Annotated in this window: 22 protein-coding genes; 8 read left to right on the top strand and 14 right to left on the bottom strand. The window is 40.1% G+C overall.

Going from position 1 to position 19300, the window contains the following annotated elements:
- The first annotated feature begins 714 nt into the window (after positions 1-714).
- Positions 715-2658: a cold shock domain-containing protein gene (locus ACY8D0_RS10270; RefSeq protein WP_462410414.1), complete on the top strand. Its 1944-nt coding sequence runs from the start codon at positions 715-717 to the stop codon at positions 2656-2658.
- 610 nt (positions 2659-3268) lie between these two features.
- Here ACY8D0_RS10270 and ACY8D0_RS10265 read toward each other — a convergent pair.
- Both ACY8D0_RS10265 and ACY8D0_RS10260 read right to left on the bottom strand, forming a co-directional pair.
- On the bottom strand, positions 3269-4105 hold the full coding sequence (locus ACY8D0_RS10265; RefSeq protein WP_462410413.1) for a hypothetical protein: 837 nt from the start codon (positions 4103-4105) through the stop codon (positions 3269-3271).
- Positions 4106-4184: 79 nt separating this feature from the next.
- Positions 4185-4652, bottom strand: coding sequence for a hypothetical protein (locus ACY8D0_RS10260; protein ID WP_462410412.1), 468 nt, complete (start codon positions 4650-4652; stop codon positions 4185-4187).
- Between the two features lie 409 nt (positions 4653-5061).
- On the opposite strand from ACY8D0_RS10260, the gene ACY8D0_RS10255 reads away from it, so the two are divergent.
- The 3 genes from ACY8D0_RS10255 (at position 5062) to ACY8D0_RS10245 (ending at position 7733) form a co-directional block, all read left to right on the top strand.
- Complete coding sequence (locus ACY8D0_RS10255) at positions 5062-7023, top strand: immunoglobulin-like domain-containing protein (protein WP_462410411.1); 1962 nt, start codon at positions 5062-5064, stop codon at positions 7021-7023.
- A gap of 235 nt (positions 7024-7258) precedes the next feature.
- Positions 7259-7477, top strand: a complete 219-nt coding sequence (locus ACY8D0_RS10250) for a DUF1659 domain-containing protein (protein WP_462410410.1) — start codon at positions 7259-7261, stop codon at positions 7475-7477.
- 37 nt (positions 7478-7514) lie between these two features.
- Positions 7515-7733, top strand: a complete 219-nt coding sequence (locus ACY8D0_RS10245; RefSeq protein WP_462410409.1) for a DUF2922 domain-containing protein — start codon at positions 7515-7517, stop codon at positions 7731-7733.
- A gap of 123 nt (positions 7734-7856) precedes the next feature.
- On the opposite strand, the gene ACY8D0_RS10240 is transcribed toward ACY8D0_RS10245, so the two are convergent.
- Positions 7857-8648 carry an aldo/keto reductase gene (locus tag ACY8D0_RS10240; RefSeq protein WP_462410408.1) on the bottom strand — a complete coding sequence of 264 codons (792 nt, stop codon included), beginning with the start codon at positions 8646-8648 and terminating at the stop codon, positions 7857-7859.
- Between the two features lie 478 nt (positions 8649-9126).
- Here ACY8D0_RS10240 and ACY8D0_RS10235 point away from each other — a divergent pair, with 478 nt between their 5' ends.
- Complete coding sequence (locus ACY8D0_RS10235; protein ID WP_462410407.1) at positions 9127-9909, top strand: IclR family transcriptional regulator; 783 nt, start codon at positions 9127-9129, stop codon at positions 9907-9909.
- 355 nt (positions 9910-10264) lie between these two features.
- Here the strand turns inward: ACY8D0_RS10235 and ACY8D0_RS10230 are convergent, their stop codons facing one another.
- The 5 genes from ACY8D0_RS10230 to ACY8D0_RS10210 all read right to left on the bottom strand — a co-directional run bounded on the left by ACY8D0_RS10230 (position 10265) and on the right by ACY8D0_RS10210 (position 14429).
- The gene (locus ACY8D0_RS10230) at positions 10265-11212 is read right to left on the bottom strand and encodes a sugar kinase (protein WP_462410406.1); all 948 of its coding nucleotides are present in this window, start codon (positions 11210-11212) and stop codon (positions 10265-10267) included.
- Positions 11213-11293: 81 nt separating this feature from the next.
- Positions 11294-12283, bottom strand: coding sequence for a 2-keto-3-deoxygluconate transporter (gene kdgT, locus ACY8D0_RS10225; RefSeq protein WP_462410405.1), 990 nt, complete (start codon positions 12281-12283; stop codon positions 11294-11296).
- An 18-nt stretch (positions 12284-12301) separates the two neighbouring features.
- A complete protein-coding gene (locus ACY8D0_RS10220; protein ID WP_462410404.1) occupies positions 12302-12691 on the bottom strand; it encodes a hypothetical protein in 390 nt (129 codons plus the stop codon).
- 17 nt (positions 12692-12708) lie between these two features.
- Positions 12709-13611 (bottom strand): dihydrodipicolinate synthase family protein, encoded by a 903-nt coding sequence (locus tag ACY8D0_RS10215; protein ID WP_462410403.1) that lies wholly within the window; start codon positions 13609-13611, stop codon positions 12709-12711.
- A 47-nt stretch (positions 13612-13658) separates the two neighbouring features.
- Complete coding sequence (locus ACY8D0_RS10210; protein ID WP_462410402.1) at positions 13659-14429, bottom strand: IclR family transcriptional regulator; 771 nt, start codon at positions 14427-14429, stop codon at positions 13659-13661.
- Between the two features lie 236 nt (positions 14430-14665).
- On the opposite strand from ACY8D0_RS10210, the gene ACY8D0_RS10205 reads away from it, so the two are divergent.
- The 3 genes from ACY8D0_RS10205 (at position 14666) to ACY8D0_RS10195 (ending at position 15359) form a co-directional block, all read left to right on the top strand.
- The gene (locus tag ACY8D0_RS10205; protein ID WP_462410401.1) at positions 14666-14884 is read left to right on the top strand and encodes a DUF1659 domain-containing protein; all 219 of its coding nucleotides are present in this window, start codon (positions 14666-14668) and stop codon (positions 14882-14884) included.
- 37 nt (positions 14885-14921) lie between these two features.
- Positions 14922-15140 (top strand): DUF2922 domain-containing protein, encoded by a 219-nt coding sequence (locus ACY8D0_RS10200; protein WP_462410376.1) that lies wholly within the window; start codon positions 14922-14924, stop codon positions 15138-15140.
- Between the two features lie 81 nt (positions 15141-15221).
- Positions 15222-15359 (top strand): YvrJ family protein, encoded by a 138-nt coding sequence (locus ACY8D0_RS10195; protein ID WP_042462125.1) that lies wholly within the window; start codon positions 15222-15224, stop codon positions 15357-15359.
- Positions 15360-15502: 143 nt separating this feature from the next.
- Here ACY8D0_RS10195 and ACY8D0_RS10190 read toward each other — a convergent pair whose 3' ends face one another.
- The 6 genes from ACY8D0_RS10190 to ACY8D0_RS10165 all read right to left on the bottom strand — a co-directional run bounded on the left by ACY8D0_RS10190 (position 15503) and on the right by ACY8D0_RS10165 (position 18907).
- Positions 15503-15826, bottom strand: coding sequence for a hypothetical protein (locus ACY8D0_RS10190; RefSeq protein WP_462410400.1), 324 nt, complete (start codon positions 15824-15826; stop codon positions 15503-15505).
- Entirely contained in the window at positions 15816-16118 is a 303-nt protein-coding gene (locus ACY8D0_RS10185; protein WP_462410399.1) for a hypothetical protein, read from the bottom strand. The genes ACY8D0_RS10190 and ACY8D0_RS10185 overlap by 11 nt, the downstream gene beginning before the upstream one ends.
- 181 nt (positions 16119-16299) lie before the next feature.
- Entirely contained in the window at positions 16300-16755 is a 456-nt protein-coding gene (locus ACY8D0_RS10180) for a hypothetical protein (protein WP_462410398.1), read from the bottom strand.
- A gap of 682 nt (positions 16756-17437) precedes the next feature.
- Complete coding sequence (locus ACY8D0_RS10175; protein WP_462410397.1) at positions 17438-17965, bottom strand: hypothetical protein; 528 nt, start codon at positions 17963-17965, stop codon at positions 17438-17440.
- Position 17966: 1 nt separating this feature from the next.
- Positions 17967-18563, bottom strand: coding sequence for a HipA domain-containing protein (locus ACY8D0_RS10170; RefSeq protein WP_462410396.1), 597 nt, complete (start codon positions 18561-18563; stop codon positions 17967-17969).
- 113 nt (positions 18564-18676) lie between these two features.
- Positions 18677-18907 carry a hypothetical protein gene (locus tag ACY8D0_RS10165; RefSeq protein WP_462410395.1) on the bottom strand — a complete coding sequence of 77 codons (231 nt, stop codon included), beginning with the start codon at positions 18905-18907 and terminating at the stop codon, positions 18677-18679.
- Positions 18908-19300 lie beyond the last annotated feature (393 nt).

Below are 19300 nucleotides of genomic sequence, written 5' to 3'. Positions count from 1 at the left end.
CCCTTTGAGCTTAATCCCTTTCCGTATGGTGTTCCATACGACTGCGACTCATGCGATATGGTAAACTTAATGTGGATTGGAGTAGAAATGCCTATGCCTATGCCTATGCCATGCTTATGCTTTATGCAGCTGGTATGCCAGTTTGCTCTGCAAGTTCATGAAGCACTTGACAAGCATTCATCCACTTCCCCGCAGCCTTACGCCCGGGCTATATTATTATATAAATTTTTCCAATTGATTGCAATTCTTATATCTTTTCCTGCCTAGTTACCCTTTCTATTTGAATACAATAAAAATATCCCCAAAGAAATGGTAATAAGCAACAATCCCAGATCCAAAATATTAAAAACGTTGAAAGAACCTGCAAAGAATAAATAAACAATACTGCAAGTATTGATAATAAATACGATCCTAAATAACCTGTTTAATAGCCGGTCAACGTTTCTGGACCTTTCCATTTCCTCTTCCGTCATTTCATCTTCGTACTCAAAAAATAAATCTATTAGTTTACTTTTAATTTTCTCCCTCAATCCCACTACATCCTCTCCTTCAAATTTGTGATGATAATGCCCCGATTCCTTTCATTCCATATCTTCCATTTTAGTACAATTTTACTAATTAACAATGAAAACATAATTGCTGATTGATAGAATTTTCGAGATAATAAAATCAATTGGGAAAATCCGTAATATGAACTGCTTGGAGGCAACATTCATGCGAGAACTTGGAACAGTGAAATGGTTTAGGACCGATTTAAGATATGGATATTTATCCCGGGCTAAAGGAGGAGATCTCCACATTGATATGAATGACGTCCAGTGTTCTCCTTCCCTGCTAAAGACAGGTGAAACCGTATTATTTGAAATCGAGACTAAAAAGGGGAAAGATTCGGCACAGAATGTAACACTATTCAAATTAGAAAATGATTTATCTGAATTAAAAAGGTGGGCGGACGCCCCTGAAACGTACATTTGGAAAACGGTATTACCCCACTACCTGGAAAAATTGTCCCGCTCTGAAGCCGTTGATTATATTTTTGAAAAGCTGCAGTTGGTATCTGCAACAAGTGAATATAGTATTTTAATAAGTTTATTGACAGACGAAGAGTTTCTTTCTCATTTTGACCTTGTAAAAAGTCTTGCTAGTCCTGATGAAATAACGAAACGTTATGCCTCTTTGCTGTCCAATCACTCTGCAGATGCTCTTCCTGACGATTTTCACCTTTTGTTTATAGAGGCATTTCGAAATAATCCGTATCTTATTCAGCCGTTGAATCTTCTCCCTCTTTCGCTGTATAGAGATTGGGAGGAACTGCGCAAGGCCATCCCCAATGTGCACAAGGGGCCTTTGCTGATTGAATTACTGAAAACCTATGATGCCCGGCATCCACAGTGGATTCAGGAACTCGTTGAATCGATAAAATTACCGCTTGGAGCGATCGATTGGGACACCGTCCCGGACGAAACACTTCTCGATGATCGGATTTTCAAAATGGCACCAGCAGAAAGGAAAATTGTTAGGCTGCACAACACGGAATTTTCAAAAGAAAATTCGCAAATCGCAGCCAAATGGCTATACTCCCAAAAGTACTACTCTGACAAACAAAACTATGTAAATAGACTTCCGAATTCATATAAAAAACATAAGCCGTTTTCAACCTATTTAGATACGGATGAGTTAGTGGACGTGCTGTGGGAAGACTTCCTGCATTCACCGATAGAAACCTGGGCCAAATTGGCCAACGAGGTAAAAGTTATGGTGATTAATCGGTTTCTAAAGGAAAATATCCTGCCGGGACAATTAGAAGAACTGGGTCAGCTTGAGAAGGAACCGCAAATCAAAGCCCTTCTGCTGCTTGCGTGGGCAAAAGATAAACCTGAGGAAAAGAAAAAAGGCGCCTTTAAAAGAGCGCATCAGTATATACAGGATGACTTACTCCAACAGGCCGTAAGCTCTAGTAAGAAGTTAAATATCTGGTGCGGCCTTCCAGACTGCCATTATAGCGCCTTGTCAAAGGTGCCTTATTGCGAGGGGAGACAAACTAGGGAAGACTATGATTTTGCAAGTACAGTCTGCCCAAGAGCGCACATTTGCGAATATACCCTTTCGGAAAAGGAAGAAAAGGGAGCACATACTGATGCCAATCTAAACTTCCATTGGAAGAACTGGACATTACTTGAAATTTTGTCTGCATGCGGGATTACACCAAGTCTGGAGGAATTAGAAAAACCAGAGCAATATGTCAATCGACTTTCCGGATGGGTCAACCGACTCGAAGAAATACGTGACCGTTTAAAGTGTTCTAAATGTTTTCAAATGATGGTTAACAACTTTAAATATTCACGAAATATAGCCAGATACAGTTCGACGATTGTTTCCTGCCTTGAGGGTCATCCCCATGACACGAACATTTATTTAAATCACTGCTGGTGCTGTCATAAAATAATAGACAGCCGGGAAAGCAGGGCACGCGTTGATGGAATATACCTATGCTCTCATTGCGGTGCAGGTCCTTGGAAAAGTCAGACATATAAAGTTGGTGATATTTGTCCGAAAGAATCAAAAGATGAAAGACACCAGCGGCCCATGAAACATGAAGGAAACGGAAAGTACCGCTGTTTGACCTGCAATCATGTCATTCAAAAGATTTATAAATAACCAACTTTTTGTGGTTTATTGGTGGATACAAAAAGTTGCGTTTTATACACGCGACATTACACATCATAACCAAAAAGATAGGGAAGCTCACAATGATGAGCTTCCCTTTATTCTAATACTTCTTCCTGAGCGAGTAACCAACCGTTTAGAATTAAAAGACTTAAAAAATGACAAAGGAAGAACGAAATAAACGTTTGTTTAAACATGGCTATTTGCCCGAAATAAATGGTTTTTTTAGAGTAAGCAGCTAAAAAGATTATCATTTAACCAAACGTTTGATTAACTTTGTGCTAATCCTTCATTTAATTCCGTTTCCTCTCTTTATTTCCCAAAAAATATTGACGAAATTTCGGCTATATTGTTCCGAGTTTATATCCCTTCGTCAGTTCTCGACCATTTTCATCAAATCAAATTCAAACAAACAGTTGATTAGTTTGGATCGCGCATTGATGCTAGTAGTGCATTTATAGGTAAAAAGCCACAAATTTTGTCAGTCAAACAAACGTTTAATTTAAATTGCTAATGATCTACTTCTAATGGCATTTGCCAAAGCGAAAATGCCATTAGATATGAAAAAGACTGTCGAATTACCGAATACTCTTTCCATTTGTTAATGATGATTTCTCCTTTGTTGTTGAAGAGCCTCATTAACGGTTTGAGGAGGAATACCTTTATTTGATATATCATGAAACCGGCCAATAGCAATTAAGATGGTACTTACGGAATAGACCATAACATAGTACCAACCCGAGTGATCCTTTTCTGCTTCTTCCTCTTGCTCCCTAATCTGAGTAGCAAAATCATCATCAAATTGTTCATGATACTCCAAACTGTTTTCATAGTAATCACCTTGGTTAGGGTCATCAAAAATGTGACGTTCAATGGGTTGGCCATGGTTTTCTATGTCAATCGCGTTTAGGTAGTTCCAAATTTGTAGGAGTTGGTAATTAATCCGATATTCGAACGTTTCTTTATTATAGTTATCATTCGTATTCAGAATGAGAAATTGCATAATTAAGGCTATAAATAATAAAGAATAACCCCATATCTCACATTCCTTTGCCATACGATCCGTTAATTTTATTTTCTTTATAACACTCGTGATTCCCCACGCAATTAATATGATAAGTCCAATGACACTATAAGCCTCTTCCAGAAAATTAAATTTTCCTGAATGTAGAACAACGGTTAAGGTTTCAATCCATAAAACAAAAAATATGAGCATAGAAGTAAACATGAGTTTTCTATGTGATTTATATCGAAACATAATAGCAATAGCGAGAAGAACCAGCAAACTGGTCAGCTCTGTCAATATTTGTTCTTGAGTGCGTAGCCTGTCCCATTTCCATATTTGATCGCCAAAAAACATGGCTATTGTATACCCTAAATAAGGCAATAAAATTAAAAAACTGCCTAAAATAAAACGGTTGTTAAATATCTTTCCCACTCTGTCATTTCCCCCGGTTAGTATATGGTGCTTCAATAGAGTCAGTTGTAGATTATAAGTTTATCTGTGACCTGTGTTCCTATTTTCTAACAAGCGTATCCTTAAACAGCGAATAATTCTCCTTGCCTCGTTCACGGCCGATTCGAATAACTCGCTGGCCAATCCGCTGATAGCATTGTTTTAAGGTATGGATATCTCGAAACGGATAGTGTGGCGCGAGCCGGTCAATTTTTGCCAGAAAGTCTTCTAAAATCCGGCCGTTATTCCGATTGGTAATCTCGGTCACATTATAGCTAGTTCCGTGGATCGCCCCAAGTTCATAGCCAAAGTTATCGATAAACAAATCTAAAATCAGTTTTTGAACGAACTCTTTGTGCAATCCCGATTCCAAGCAGATGCCAAGATCGTCTTGGTAACGAACGGATTGGCATTCGGTGATAATAATCTCATCGACCCTGCTCTTCTGCTGCAGCCACTCATTCTCTATTATTCTATTCATCTCCGCCTTCGATAGCGTCCTCTTTCCAAACCAATCAAAAAGTCCCATTCCGATGCCCCTATTCTGTTTTTTTGATCAATCACAATGGATGCAAGTCACTATTGACCAAATACCCTGAAAGAAGTGTGGTCATATGTACAATCTTATAATCCATTCTGCCTGCTTCTATAATACCGTAAACACCGTGATAAGAGCAGATTGGCCGTCCCAACTTTTCTAAAAAATTTGACGAAAAGACCAGTCAAATTTTTCACAGAAACGTCGTAGTCATCTATCAATCTTCGACACAACTCGGGTGGTGCCAGGCATTTAAACCACACGGTTAGAAAGTTCTAGTTATTTTGTGGGATTTTATATACAATTTTTAGAAAATTATGTAGAATATCATGGTAGCATTTTGCTGCATTTTGGGGTTTTATGGAGAATTTGGTCAAACATGTATTGGAGGGGTATGGGAGTGAAGAGTAAGCAACGATTGAAAAATGTACGTTTTTTAAGTGCACTTATAGTATTATTAGGCGTTCTTTCCGGGTGTGACGCTGTGTTTCGGGAGGCCTCCGGGACCTATCTTTCGGATGAAGATACGTTTTTTTTGCAAAAGGAGACTGGGGATGTGACAGAAACGGAAGTCAATAATTCTGTACATCATAATGTCGATCCCGTTTCAACAGTAGGTGGATTTATTGAGTCACCACTGAATGGACAGCATGTTTACTGGGTACCTAGATATACCCAATCGAATGATGGGGCAACCTATTTCGACTTAGAAACGGCTGTTGGACGACCAACAAAAGTCCCAGCTGCTGCATCCGTCAATCAGCTATACATCAATCCGATGGAGCCAAATCAGGTGTTGGTGTCGATTAATGTACTAGATCATAATAAAAAAAATGTCGATGGCTACACACATGTTTTTGTCAGTGAATCGCAGCCGAAGAATAATATAGCATTCTATGATTTTGATTATGGGTTTGGCCATGACTTTGGTTTACCCGTATTACTTTCTGCGGAATCAGAAGATACGACTCCTATTGAAGAAGGATGGAGAACCGGTGATGCAACGTCTACCATTTTTGGACAGTATCAGGTAGATTCCAGTTTCTTTGATAAATTTTCGAATGTGTACAATGATTCGTTTTATAATCATACTCCAGTCCTTAATCCATTGCTGGACAGCCTGGGAACAACTTCCACTCCTAAGGATGGAGTGACCGCCGTTCTAGCCAACATCAACAGTGATGTCTGGAGTCAAGGTAGTTTTTCACTAGATTTACAGTCTGGCACCAATCCTTTTGCCACCTTAGCTGTTTCTTTACCAAAACTAACAGCAGCCGTTAAAGGCAACGGTACGGTTCAACTTAGCTGGCCTGCTGTTTTTGGCAATGTGCAAGGGTATCACATCTTCCAGGATGGAAACCAAATTGCATCCGTTCCAGGAGATGCAACTACTTTTGACGTAACAGGCCTAACCGTAGGACAGACATATAATTTTACGGTAAAGGGTGTTGCACAAGTGGATGGTGCACCGGTCGATACGCTCCTTGCCTTGTCAGCGTCCCAACTGGTAACCGATGTTACAGCGCCTGCGATTACCTTGAAAGGGGACAACCCGCTCACGGTTGAACTGGACACTGCATTCGCTGATCTAGGTGTGTTAGCGGCCGACGATGTTGATGGTGATTTGACAAACCGGGTAACCGTAACAGGTCAAGTGGATGGAAATACACCAGGAGAGTATCAACTGGTATATAGTGTGACGGACAATGCCGGCAATAAAGCTGAAGCGGTACGGACTGTTAAGGTAGTAGATAAAAAGGCCCCAGTCCTTACACTAAAAGGGGACAATCCGCTGACCCTTAATCAGGGCAGCACCTTTACGGACCCAGGATTCACCGCTTCTGATAATTTCGATGGTGATTTGAATAGCAAGGTTACCGTTACAGGCCAAGTGGATGGGAATACGCCAGGTGAATATCAACTGGTATACAGTGTGACGGACAATGCCGGCAACAAAGCTGAAGTCGTACGGATGGTTAAAGTCGTAGATAAAAAGGCTCCAGTCCTTACACTAAAAGGGGACAACCCGCTGACCCTCAATCAGGGCAGCACCTTTAATGATCCAGGATTCACCGCATCCGATAATTTCGATGGTGATCTGACAAGTAAGGTTACCGTTACCGGCAAAGTGGACGTGAATACTCCCGGAGAATATGCTCTTGTGTACCGCGTGACGGACACGGCTGGCAATAAAGCCGAAGTAACACGCACCGTTAAGGTAAAAGCAATTGGGGCAGCCAAAGATACGGAGAGCCCGCTCCCTCTAACAGCAACTAACCAATACAACTGGCTGCTTGCCGGCGGCGCTCTTCTTCTCGCTGGAGCACTACTGAAAATCAGGCAATTAAAAAGAAGAGTGTAACCAATAAAAAGTGCCGGACTTGTTTCGGCACTTTTTTTGCAAAAGAATGAAAGCATCGGTGCTAAAACCGATGCTTTTTTATATGCGAATATGGGACAGTTTACGCTTCCATTTTATAGATTTGTCCCCCATATGAGAACTCTTTAGGAAGTTGATTACGGTCTAATATTTTTTCTATCACCTGTCCTTTCCACCCATCACTCTATATATAAAAGGTGAAAGGAGGTGAGGCGAAATGGCACAAGGATTACTTGAAACCACAAAGCTTCGTTTAGTTTTTCAAACCGGGATGGATGATGAAGGCAAGCCAATCGTGCGGTCAAAGACATTCAGCAATGTCACAAAGGCTGCCACAGTCGACCAGTTGTATCAAGCTGCCAATGCGATCTCTGTTTTGTGTAACGACCAGTTAAACAAAATCGAGCGCAATGACAGTTCGGAAATTATCGCTTAATGACTCGGGGGAAATCTAACGATAGGAGGTGAAAAAAATGGCTAAGACACTGGAATTGGAATTTGGCACAGAGTTTGGAAAAACAGCCCGGATTGCAGTCGAAAATCCGAAAGAGCCGGTCGACGAAGAAGTCATCAAGCTATCCATGGCGCAAATCATTGCTTCCGATATATTCGTATCATCCACTGGCAAGCTGGTTGCGGCGAAAGGGGCAAAAGTCATCGATCGCAATGTCGTGGAATATGAACTCGCATAGGTGCAAAAAAGGAAAGGCCGGCTTCCCCATAGAAACCGGCCTTTTTTATTAATAGTATAGTAGTGAAAGGAGTAAACGCTCGTGGTCACCCTATACTTGCTTTACCGGATGGAGGCAAAGGATTTAAATAAACCCTACTCTCATGGTGTCAGGATGCGAACCGGCGCGGCTGTCCTGATTGAGCCCATCCATCCTTTTCATGTCCTCATCAGACAATTCAAAATCAAAAATATCCGCATTCTCTATGATTCGATGTTCTTTAATCGACTTTGGTATGGTCACTACCCCGTTCTGAAGATCCCAGCGCAAAATAACTTGAGCAACCGATTTCCTATATTTTTGGGCAATCTCCTTTAGTACAGGCTCATTTAAAAGCTGCCCTTGTTTTAAAGGCGACCATGCTTCTAATTGAATTCCTTCCTTTTGACAATAAGCAAGCAGTTCTTTTTGCGTTAAATGCGGATGGAATTCCACTTGATTGACCATTGGTTTCACTTCTGAAGAACGGATTAAATCTTCCAAGTGATGAATTTGGAAGTTGCTGACCCCGATGGCCCGGACGCGTCCCTCTTTGTATAGTTTTTCGAAAGCTTTCCAGGTTTCTTTATACTTGTCGATGCCAGGCCAATGAATCAAATATAAATCTAAATAATCCAGTCCGAGCTTGTTAAGACTTTGATCAAAAGCTTTTAGAGCAGATTCATACCCTTGGTCCGTATTCCAAAGCTTTGTCGTGATAAACAACTGTTCGCGGGGAACGCCCGATTCTCGAATCGCTTGTCCGACTCCTTCTTCATTTTGATAAAAGGCTGCCGTATCAATACTGGTATAACCGTTTTGGATCGCTGCCTTAACGGAAGAAATGACCTCATTTCCATCGTGAACTTTAAAAACTCCTAATCCCACCCATGGCATCTTTACACCATTGTTTAATGTAACCGTATCTTTTTTGTTGTAATCATCATGTCATCCTCCAATTTTATTCATTGTTGATTTTCGAGTAGGTATGAGAATTCATAGACGGAGAATTTCCGGCTAAGTTTGTAAAGGAAGCTGAAAAAGCCGATTTAAGCGGAGATATTCCGCTTAACTGCTCCAAATATAACAAAATCCAAAAATTTGGATTATATAAACGGAAAAACCTCCTTTATTTTTAGGGAAATATGGGTATTTCCCAATTTAAGCGGAATTTTTCCGTTTATTTTTCAAACACCTAAATCAATATATGCAGAGCCTTCTAATAAACTCCTATTGCCTATAAACTTGTTACAAATTATCGAGAATTCTGATTTCTGTTTTACAAATGAAAACGCATACAGTATGATGAACTTACACAATGTTCTTAATTGTGATATTCAATGTACCAGCCATAAAAACAAAAGAGGGAACCACCATGTCCAATGTTCAATCGCTAGAAAGAGCCCTGACTATTTTAAATAAACTTGCGGAATATCCCGATGGCCTCCAGATTGCAAGACTGTCTGAACAGGTTGGTTTAACGAAAAGCACGATACATAGACTATTAGCCACTTTATCCAGCATGAACTATGTCGCAAAGGATTCCGAGACAGACAAGTATAAACTTGGCTTACAAGTTCTTTACCTATCAAGAAACCTATTAAATAACAACAATATCATCGCCATCGCCAAACCGTTTTTGGAACAACTGTGTCAAGAGGTAAACGAAACCATTCACTTGTGCATTGAAGACCAAGGGCAGGTTATTTACATTGATAAAATCGAAAGCAATCAGCCCGTTCGGATGTATTCCTATATCGGCAGCCGGGCCCCCATGTACTGTACCGGAGTCGGAAAAATATTACTCTCAGGGATGAATCCCATTCAATTGGACCAGGTGATCGCCAACATGAACTTCCAGCCAAAGACACCTACCACGATTACATCGAAAGAGGAATTGCTCAAAGAAATTGAATTAGTGAAAGAACAAGGATATGCCCTCGACGATGGAGAAAATGAAGTCGTTCTCCGGTGTATTGCTTCCCCCATTTATGATCATAAAGGGAATATCATTGCCAGTTTTAGCCTATCGGGTCCTACGAACCGGGTGACAAGGGAAATCATCCATGACAAGTTCATCCCGATTATGAAACACTACAGTTTGGCCATTTCCAAGCACTTAGGATATTCGGTTCCTAAGCCAGAAGGTATTCTCTAAGGGGATACCTCTTTTATTTTTGGCACTGTTATCATTGTTGATTTTCGAGTAGTATGAGAATTTATAGACGGAGAATTTCCGGCTATTGTATATATAGGATGCTTAAGAAACAGATATAAGCGGAGATATTCCGATTAACTGCTCCAAATAAAGCAAAATCCAAAGATTTGGATAATTTAAGCGGAAATGCTTCCTTTATTTTTAAGGAAATATGGATATTTCCCAATTTAAACGGAATTTTTCCGTTTATTTTGCAAACACAGTACAATCACCATTCAGTTATAAAAGAGCCTTATTTTTAATAGCGGTCCATGAAAAAGTAAAGAAAACCAATTGGTCTTCTTTACTTACGGAATCACTTGACGACGCTTTTTTCCATAAATGCTTCCAAACCATCCCGGTCAGGTAAACCATCGTTATCCCCCGGTGCCATAACGGCAAGAGCACCTATTGCAGCACCGCGCCTCACAGCTTCTTGTATAGAAAGTCCTTCAAGAAGTCCACTCACGACACCGACAGCAAATCCATCTCCGGCACCAACCGTATCCACGACTTTTTCAACAGGGAAAACATCTGTGTAGAATGGCTCTCCTAGTGAACTCGTAAATGCCCCTTTGGTTCCCAGTTTGATCACCACTGTTTTAACCCCGGCGGCATGATAGAAAGCCGCAATCTCTTGAACGTCGCTATATCCCGTGAGCAGCTCCGCCTCGCCAATGCCTGGCAGGACGATGTCCGCACGGCACGCCAAATCATTGATGACCCGTGCCATCTCCTGTTTGTCAGGCCACAACCCTGGACGCAGGTTAGGATCATAGGATATTTGCACCCCTCTGTCCCGGGCCTGCTTCATCAGTTCATAGACCATCTCACGGCAGCCTGTGGACAGGGCTGGTGGAATCCCCGTTAAGTGAAGATGGTCGAACCCATCCCAGTCAAGGTTGGCAATAGTCTCCAGACTCATATGAGAAGCAGCCGAACCCTTTCGTAACGAAAACACTTCCGGATCTCCTGATAATACCTTTTGCTTCCATTGCATGCCTGTTGAATAATTAGCATCATAGCTCACGTATGTAGTATCGATGCCATTCTGCGTTAAAAATTTTTCAATGTTTCGGCCAAATGGGTCATTTCCCAATTGGGTCATATAAGTGACCTCATGGCCTAACCGTGACATACCAATCGAAAAATTGACCTCCGCACCTGCGACAAAGCGGTCAAACCGTTCAACATCCTCTAGGGGACCTTCCTTCTCTGCTACAAAAAGGGCCATGGGTTCTCCCACTGTTAATATCCTACTCATCATAATCCTCCTTCCATGTTAAAAAAGGGGCTGTCCAATAAGGGGTTTACTCCTTTTTTAGACAGCCCCTTGCCTGAATGATCAAGCAGTGGCTTTCTTTGAAGCCAATGATGGGTCACCTTTTCTCTTTTTCATATACTGAGAGTAGTACGCTGTTAAAATCGGCACCAAAATCGATGTGACAATAACAGAAGCGGCCACCAATGCGGTTGCGGATTGAGCAACATCCATAAATTCAGGTTTCATGCTGGCAATGATCATTGGGTTGGCTACTGCGGCTCCAGCGCTACTAGAGGCAGCTAGTCCAGCGGTTCCGTTCCCGCCGCCGATGAATTTATCTGTCAGCATTAAAGGAATGCCAGTGATAACAATAACGATGAGACCTAGCAGAATTCCAGCTAAACCTGTTTTGAGAATAACAGAAAGATCAATCGAGTTCCCTAAGGCAAAGCCAAAGAATGGAATCATGGTAGTGGTTGCTTTACTGAAAAATTCTCGTAAGTCTTGATCCAAGTTTCCAAGAATAAAGCCAATAAGGAAAGGCAAGACAGCGCCTACAAAAGTATGTGGTTCAAATGCTGCTAAACCAGTGGAGCCAAGAATCATCATGGTGACAAGCGGGCCAGATTCTAGTGACATAAGAACAAATGCTCCGGCTTCTTCTTTAGAGCCGTATTGCTGCATGATGGAAGCATAAAGGCCGCCATTGGTCATATCCATACAAGAAATGATTGCAAGAACGGAGAATCCAGCAAAGAAGCCTGACTGTATTCCGGCTGCTGGAATAAATAGGGAGGCCACATAAGCCACGATCCATGCAACCGCTATCTTTGTTACGACAAGAGTACCGGATTTTCTTAAGACCGTACCAGTAGCTTTAATATTAATGCCCGCGCCCATACAGAAGAACCATACTGCTAAAATTGGTACAGTACCGGTCATCAACCCGTTGGTAAATGAGCCGAAATACTCGCCTGATTTCGGAGCAAAGGTGTGAATAATCGCTCCTAAAAATAATGGAACCAGCATTAGACCCCCAGGGATCTTTTCAACCGATTTTAAGATTTTCATAGTTGTCTACCTGACCTTTCATTGTTTAATAGTAGAAGATTGTAATAAGTGTAACGGGTAGATGTTTTGTTGATTCATGCTGTTCTTTTGTTCCTTCAGTGAGTTGAATCTAGCAGCGGCTTCTGTTAAAGCGCTTTCCATTTTATCCTGCCCACCAGCACAGATCCAGATTTCTGACTTCTCTTTTTCTTTTTTGCTATTTTTGAGGCAAGCTGCAGCTTGTAAAAAAGTGATCGACCTCGTATCGGAAACTATATCGTTCCACATTGTGGTACGCCGTTCCACATTTTTATTATAGCGCTTACATAGGCAGATTACCAGACTAATAATGTAACAAAATATTGAACAAATCCTTCGCCTAAAACGGAGCAGTGAATCGCTTTCATTTCCGTATTTTTTTGCGTGCAAAACTTCGATCTCCTGCTTTAAACAGTGGCCAATTCTTTTGCTTCGTCTATGATTCTCTTAATATTTTCAAATTGTTCTTCCGTTAATTGAATGGCCGGCTCTTTCGTAAATGCTGAAATATCGAGACCTTTGGCTTTTACGGCCGCTTTGATTCCTGTAATGAATAGATCTGTCGTATCATAGAGTTTCATCAAAGTAGAGATCTGCTTGCCGCATCTTTCCACAGTGGCAAAATCTTGATTCTCATAGGCTTCATGCAAGGTCACAAATAACTTAGGCTCAACATTGGTTAACCCACATAAGACCCCATCCCCGCCAGAAATACGGTTCACGATATAATATTCATCAAATCCGGATAGAACGGTAAAATCCGGTCTTTCCTTTTTCACTTTTTGGATCACTTTTCGAGTGTGGCTAATATTGTCAACTGTATCTTTAATGGAGACAATATTTTTATATTTCATCGCTAATGTATAAACTAATTCCGGAGTTAAATCGCTTCCTGTTCTTGCAGGAAAGTTATATAACATAATTGGCAGATTGACGGATTCTGCGATTTTTCCAAAATATCGTTCACCTGCTGCTTCCGTTGGTCCAAAATAATAAGGGGATACCACCACGACGCCGTCTGCGTTTGCTTCCTCACAGTACTGCCCGAATTCGATTACTTCTTCCATGTTCGTGCCGCCAATCCCAACCAGCACAGGAACTCTCTTATTTACTTTTTCTACAGCAAAATCAACCAGCTGCTTTTTTTCCTCCAAGCTGAAAGCAAAAAACTCACCAAGACTGCCAAAGAATAGAATCCCATTGATGCCATTATCAATTAAATGGTTTATATGCACTTCCATTTTGGGAAAATCAAACTTTCCGTTTTCATCCAGTATGGTAATGGTTGGTGTAAAAATACCTTTAAACATCTTCATCTCTCCCTTTTATTTTTACATAGAGCGGTAAACCTTTCTGATCATTTAGCAGAAGTTACATATCCCGCTCGATGTGAAATTCTCCTTGCCAAGTCCACAATTTCCTTCTTCGCCTGCTCCTGCTTCATTTCAAAGTGACTCACAGGCATGGTGACACTCACAGCAGCGATGATTTCATTTTCAACATTTCTAATGGGCGCAGCAACACAGGTAAATCCCTCTACCGCTTCCTGGTCTTCCAAGATGTAACCATTCTCCTTCAATGGAGTCATTTGCTCCCAAAGCTCCTGCAATGTTTTGACAGTCTGAGCTGTTTTAGGTTCAAGCTCTTTCCCAGCATATAGGGCTTGAAGTTGCTCCACACTATATTTGGATAAGTGAACCTTCCCCATCGCGGTGGCATGTGCAGGGAACTTCATTCCCGGATCGGTGGCCAGTCTTACAGGGGATGTGCCTTCTTTCTTGGCTATATACAAAATATCTGTACCATCTAAAACCGAGAGCTGGAAGGTTTCGTTTAACTTATTTACGCTCGTAACCGCTTCTGTTGAGAATGTACCAATAAGATCAAACTGGCTAAAATATAAGGCGCCTAATATTCCCATCCTCATTCCCAGAGAGTAGGTATCATCCCTTTCCTTCTTAATCCACCCTAAAGTTTCTAAGGTATTTAACATGGAATAAAGAGAGCTTTTATTGATCTTCAATGTATTGGAAAGATCAATCAGCCGGTATTGATTGGGCTTGTTGGCGATGATGTCTAAAATGTTTTCTGCTCTTTCGATGGCTGGAACCCAATACTTTTTATCCACTTAGAAAACCCTTTCATTTGTTTGGTTTACTATAGTAAACCAAGTTTTATTAACTAAACCAAGTATAGCACAATTTTTTCATCTTGTATAAAAATTTTTCCGTATTTTTTGGAGATATTATGGTTAACCCATCCCGTCAAACAAGAATCATCGTTCCTGACACCACCTATTTTTTCTCTCACCTGTCCTTTTTACCTATAAATCTATATATAAAAGGTGAAAGGAGGTGAGGCGAAATGGCACAAGGATTACTCGAAACCACAAAGCTTCGTTTAGTTTTCCAAACTGGGATGGACGATGAGGGCAAGCCAATCGTGCGGTCCAAGACGTTCAGCAATGTCACCAAGGCTGCCACTGTAGACCAGTTGTGGCAAGCTGCCACTGCTCTCTCTGTTTTGTGTAACGACCAGTTAAACAAAGTCGAGCGCAACGACAGTTCGGAAATCATCGCTTAATGACGTAGGGAAAATCTAACGACGGGAGGTGAAAAAAATGGCAAAAACACTGGAATTGGAGTTTGGCACAGAGTTTGGAAAGACAGCACGCCTTACGATTGAAAATCCGAAGGAACCGGTCGATGAGGAAGTCGTCAAGCTGTCCATGGCGCAAATCATTGCTTCTGACATATTCGTATCGAGCACCGGCAAGCTGGTTGCGGCGAAAGGGGCAAAAGTGATCGACCGCAATGTGGTGGAGTATGAGCTTGCTTAAGGTGCAATAAACGGAGAGGCCGGATTCAGCAGAAACCGGCCTTTTTTATGAAAAGATTAGTAGAGAAAGGAGTGAACGCTCGTGGAACAGATCATTCCGCTCATCAGTGAAGTGGGCTTCCCCATCGTGGTGACCCTTTATTTGCTTTACCGGATTGAGTCAAAGCTAGATTTAGTGGTCCAGTCGATCCAGAGTCTTCCCGAACGAATGAAGGGATGACAAAGCATCCCGGCAAATACTTGTTTTTAGTCTATGGCTGCTGCTTTTTGGGGAAGGTAGCCATGATGTCTTCTTAAAAAAACACCTTGAATAAAGCCACCGAAAAAATAGGCCAAAGGCTTTGTGTCTTTGACCCTTCTTTATCAATTAAATGTAGATGTAACTATAAACAGCTCTGATTCTAAACTTTTCGCCTGGGTAAGATATTCCTCTATTTCTCCTTTAAATCGGTTCATGTCTTCAAGATTATTTTGGTTATAGAAGGAGGCTGTTAGCTCTTTGATGATGTTATCGGCAATCGCACTCGATCTTTCTCTAAATATCTCGGTCACATATTTATAAAGAACAAGTTTATTCTCGTTCTTAAAGTTCCGAATCGTCTCTGCTATATCATTAGAAGCATTTCGCTTTTCACTTTTTATTTTCAAAACTTTTGTTTGCAAGACCAATAGTTCCCTATGTACCATCCTTGTCAATTTCCTGAAACATGGCTTCCGTCTTTTTTTGAAAAAATTTGAGCATCTCCTGTTCAACATTATTCATAAAGTTGTGATACACCTTTGGCATGCATTCAAGCAGCCTATTTTTTTTCATCGATATTTCGTCAGTAATATTTAAATACTGACTGCTTTGTGCCTGGATAAAAATCTGCTCCTTAATCAAGGCAATTTCCATTTGGTCTCGCGTACTGGCACTCCTTAGCAGTGCATAACTTTCTTGTACCGATGAAATCAGCGATTGTTCAATGTTCGCTCCCATTTTCGGATCCACTTTTTTTGATTACAGAAAATATGGATTGAAAGGCTTCCAACTCCAAAATTTCTCTTTGGTATGAAATAACCAACAGTTTCACCTCCCTATTGCTAAGGTTACTTTCCGAAGGATTGATGAAGTAGGTTTTATCATCTCTTTTACTCTTATAAAGGTTTTGCCCGGATTTTCAAGCGCATAGTTTAAGCTTACAGCAACAGCAACCGAGGCCAAGCAGCCAATCCAAACGGGTCCTACGACTAGCCCTCCGCCCCGCCGGACACACTCGCACCTTTCCTCCCATTACCAACGCTTCCTGCTTGTTCTCACTCTTTACCAATGAATAGATTAACCCGCCAGCTGCAATAAGAAATAATACTGGATTTCCACTTGAAATAGACGACAAAATATACGCCCCTGAAAGCCGGGACACTGCTGCCGGGTCCTGCCTTTTTCCTACTAATAACGTGGATCGTACAGCAATCGTTCCTCCTAATAGCTCCGGACCGTTCACAGTCAAAGCATCTACTAAAAAGGGTTTAGAAATTCCAAATGGTTGAACAAGTTGAGTGAGCGCTTCCAACTCGTTGGATGATAATGAGAAAAACGGGTTATCCCCGGAAACTGATGCCACATCCCTCAGCAAATGTTCTCCTGCCTGCAAGAATTTTTTTCTTAATCTAGAATTGATTATATTCTACAAAATTCTACATATATTTATTTTCATCAGCCTTTTGATTAATATATGAAGCCGGATTTTTGTTAACGGTAACTATGTCATTATATATACTAATTTCATGTGTAGTATGTCATAAAAGGCTGCGGAAAGGCGCCTCTAGTCCTAGTAATCAAAACAAAATAAGGGACACTGATTTGTATTCAGTACCCTTTTTCAAACCTCATGTGTCTTTTATAAACAACTATTTGGAAAACGAGATGGAATGATTCGTAACTGGATCAGGAATGCAACGAGACCAAACGAGAGAACAGGCACCATCCAAGGAAATTCCAAATAGGGTCATGATCCTCTTGGAGGTCACTATCAGCCCTTAATGGAACAAGATCCTCAAGTAACTAGAAACTTTTTGGATAGTGCCTGTCACCTATTTTGTTAATTTTAAATTACACGTAATCCACAAACTCATAGTGAAAACTTTTCATCCTTTCATGGGGAACAATAGCATCAATTAAAATAGTCGGACGCTTGGTTTCTTCATTAACTGAAATGACTCGACCATTTAGTTGATACCCCTCTTTTAATAATTGAAAAAAAACTAAGTTGTATGGTTTTGGAATGTAACCTACTCTAATAAATTTATTAGTAGGATCTAAACCTCTACCGCTTTTGTATCGTCAATGTTAGTTGGTTCTATTCTTAAAGCTAAAGGATCTCCCATTGAAAACATTCGATTATTTTGCATTGTGAAAGTCCAACCGGAACCGGCAACTTCACCTTTGTAATGAATCTTATTCCCACAGATTATGATCGGCTCTAAGAATGATAATGAATCAGTAGCCAATTGACCTTTAGTAATCCGTAAGTATTCCCAATCAACATCGTTACTGTTATCTAACTGATGTTCTCTAACCACCATCTTGAAGATGTTCCGATTCTTACTTGGCAATCTTCTTTCAAATACGGAGAAAAGCTTAATGCTACGGTAAATCTTATTTAAATCATTTAATCCAATAAAAGGTGTAAAGCCCTCCTTTTTTGCATCTTCCACAAAATTATTATTATATTTAAACATATAACCTTCATTATCTTTTTTTAAAATTCCCACAAAATAATTTCTTTTGGAAACTGGACTTTGCCATGATACTAACAATTTATTTACTTTTAAATTTTCACTCATATTAATTCCCCTCACTAAGAATTCTATCTCTCCGTGTTATCAAAATTTTATAGACTAACTCTTTATGCGAATCAGACATTACGACTTGAGGGATATTATTAATAATATTAAGTATTTCTTGATTAGTTAAGGATTCAATTTGGGGTATATAGTCCTTAATTTCGGGGTGCTTTTCCGTTACAAGATCATAAAAAACAAAAATATTCATTCTTTTTTTATGCCATATTTGCCCCCACCTGAGAAGAGTAGTTGATTTACTCCCGTAGATATAGGAGCTAAACATATTTGGGTCCCTCAACATTAATTTAACCTTTTGGGTTGGAAATTCTCTTCCTAGTGATGAAGAATTATCATATAAAGGTGCGAATTTATGTTCACCAGTTTTTTCATTACGTATAACACCAAAATTATCTTGATGACGATCAGTATTTCCTATTAACGTGTCAAAAATAATCATTTTGAATAATTCATCAATTATACAATATTTACTGAAAAGCCGATAAAGCAAATCAAAATTATATATTTCTTTCTCTCCTTGTAATATATCCCGATTATACGTTTGGTCAAAATCCATTATCATATCGGCGCCTTCAACCAAGCTCTCCTCTTCCTCATTTATGAATGACCAGCATAATGAGCCATGGATTTTATTGCAATCTAAGACTTTTTGTGGATCTATACCATAATAATCAATAACATCAGAAGTTATATTTAAGGCAGCGATATCAACCTTATGGGTTTTGAATCCAATAATTTCCCCGATTCCACTACAAATTTTTTCTGACCACGTTTCCCCACTTGTTTCTTCTTTGAGGAAATGGGTAACTTAAACAATGCTAATTGATTATTTAATATAGATCTGTACCATCGCTTTTCCTTTGAACCGGAAACGTTTTTATTAACAAACTTCCACTCTGAAATGTCAATAATTGAATTTGTCATAAATACCTCTCCCAAATTATTCTCTTCATATATATAAACAACAGCTAACTATTTATATGTACTTCCCCAATATTTCCTCCACTTCAATTATGACATCAAATTGTGTTTTACTCATTTTTTACAGAATAATTGTTCTTATAAAGTTATTCAAATTACGTGTCCCATTCTAACGGTCTTGGAAGTAGGGGCTCAATTGTAAAGATGAAAAAACAGTTTAATTTGAAGATCAAAGTTAAGAAAGGTATGGGGGGTGGTCCCTATGAATTCGAGTAAAGCCACCCGCTTCTTTGATGTGATACTGCGATCTTCTACATCTTGTTTTTTTGGTAAAACTGTAAAAATTTGTCATCTAGGTCAACTGTGATATCAGCCGCTATTTCAATTAATCTAAAT

The organism is Neobacillus camarae (assembly GCF_054950115.1).
Note: the sequence above shows the minus strand (reverse complement) of the source record. Positions and strands in the feature narration are given on the sequence as shown.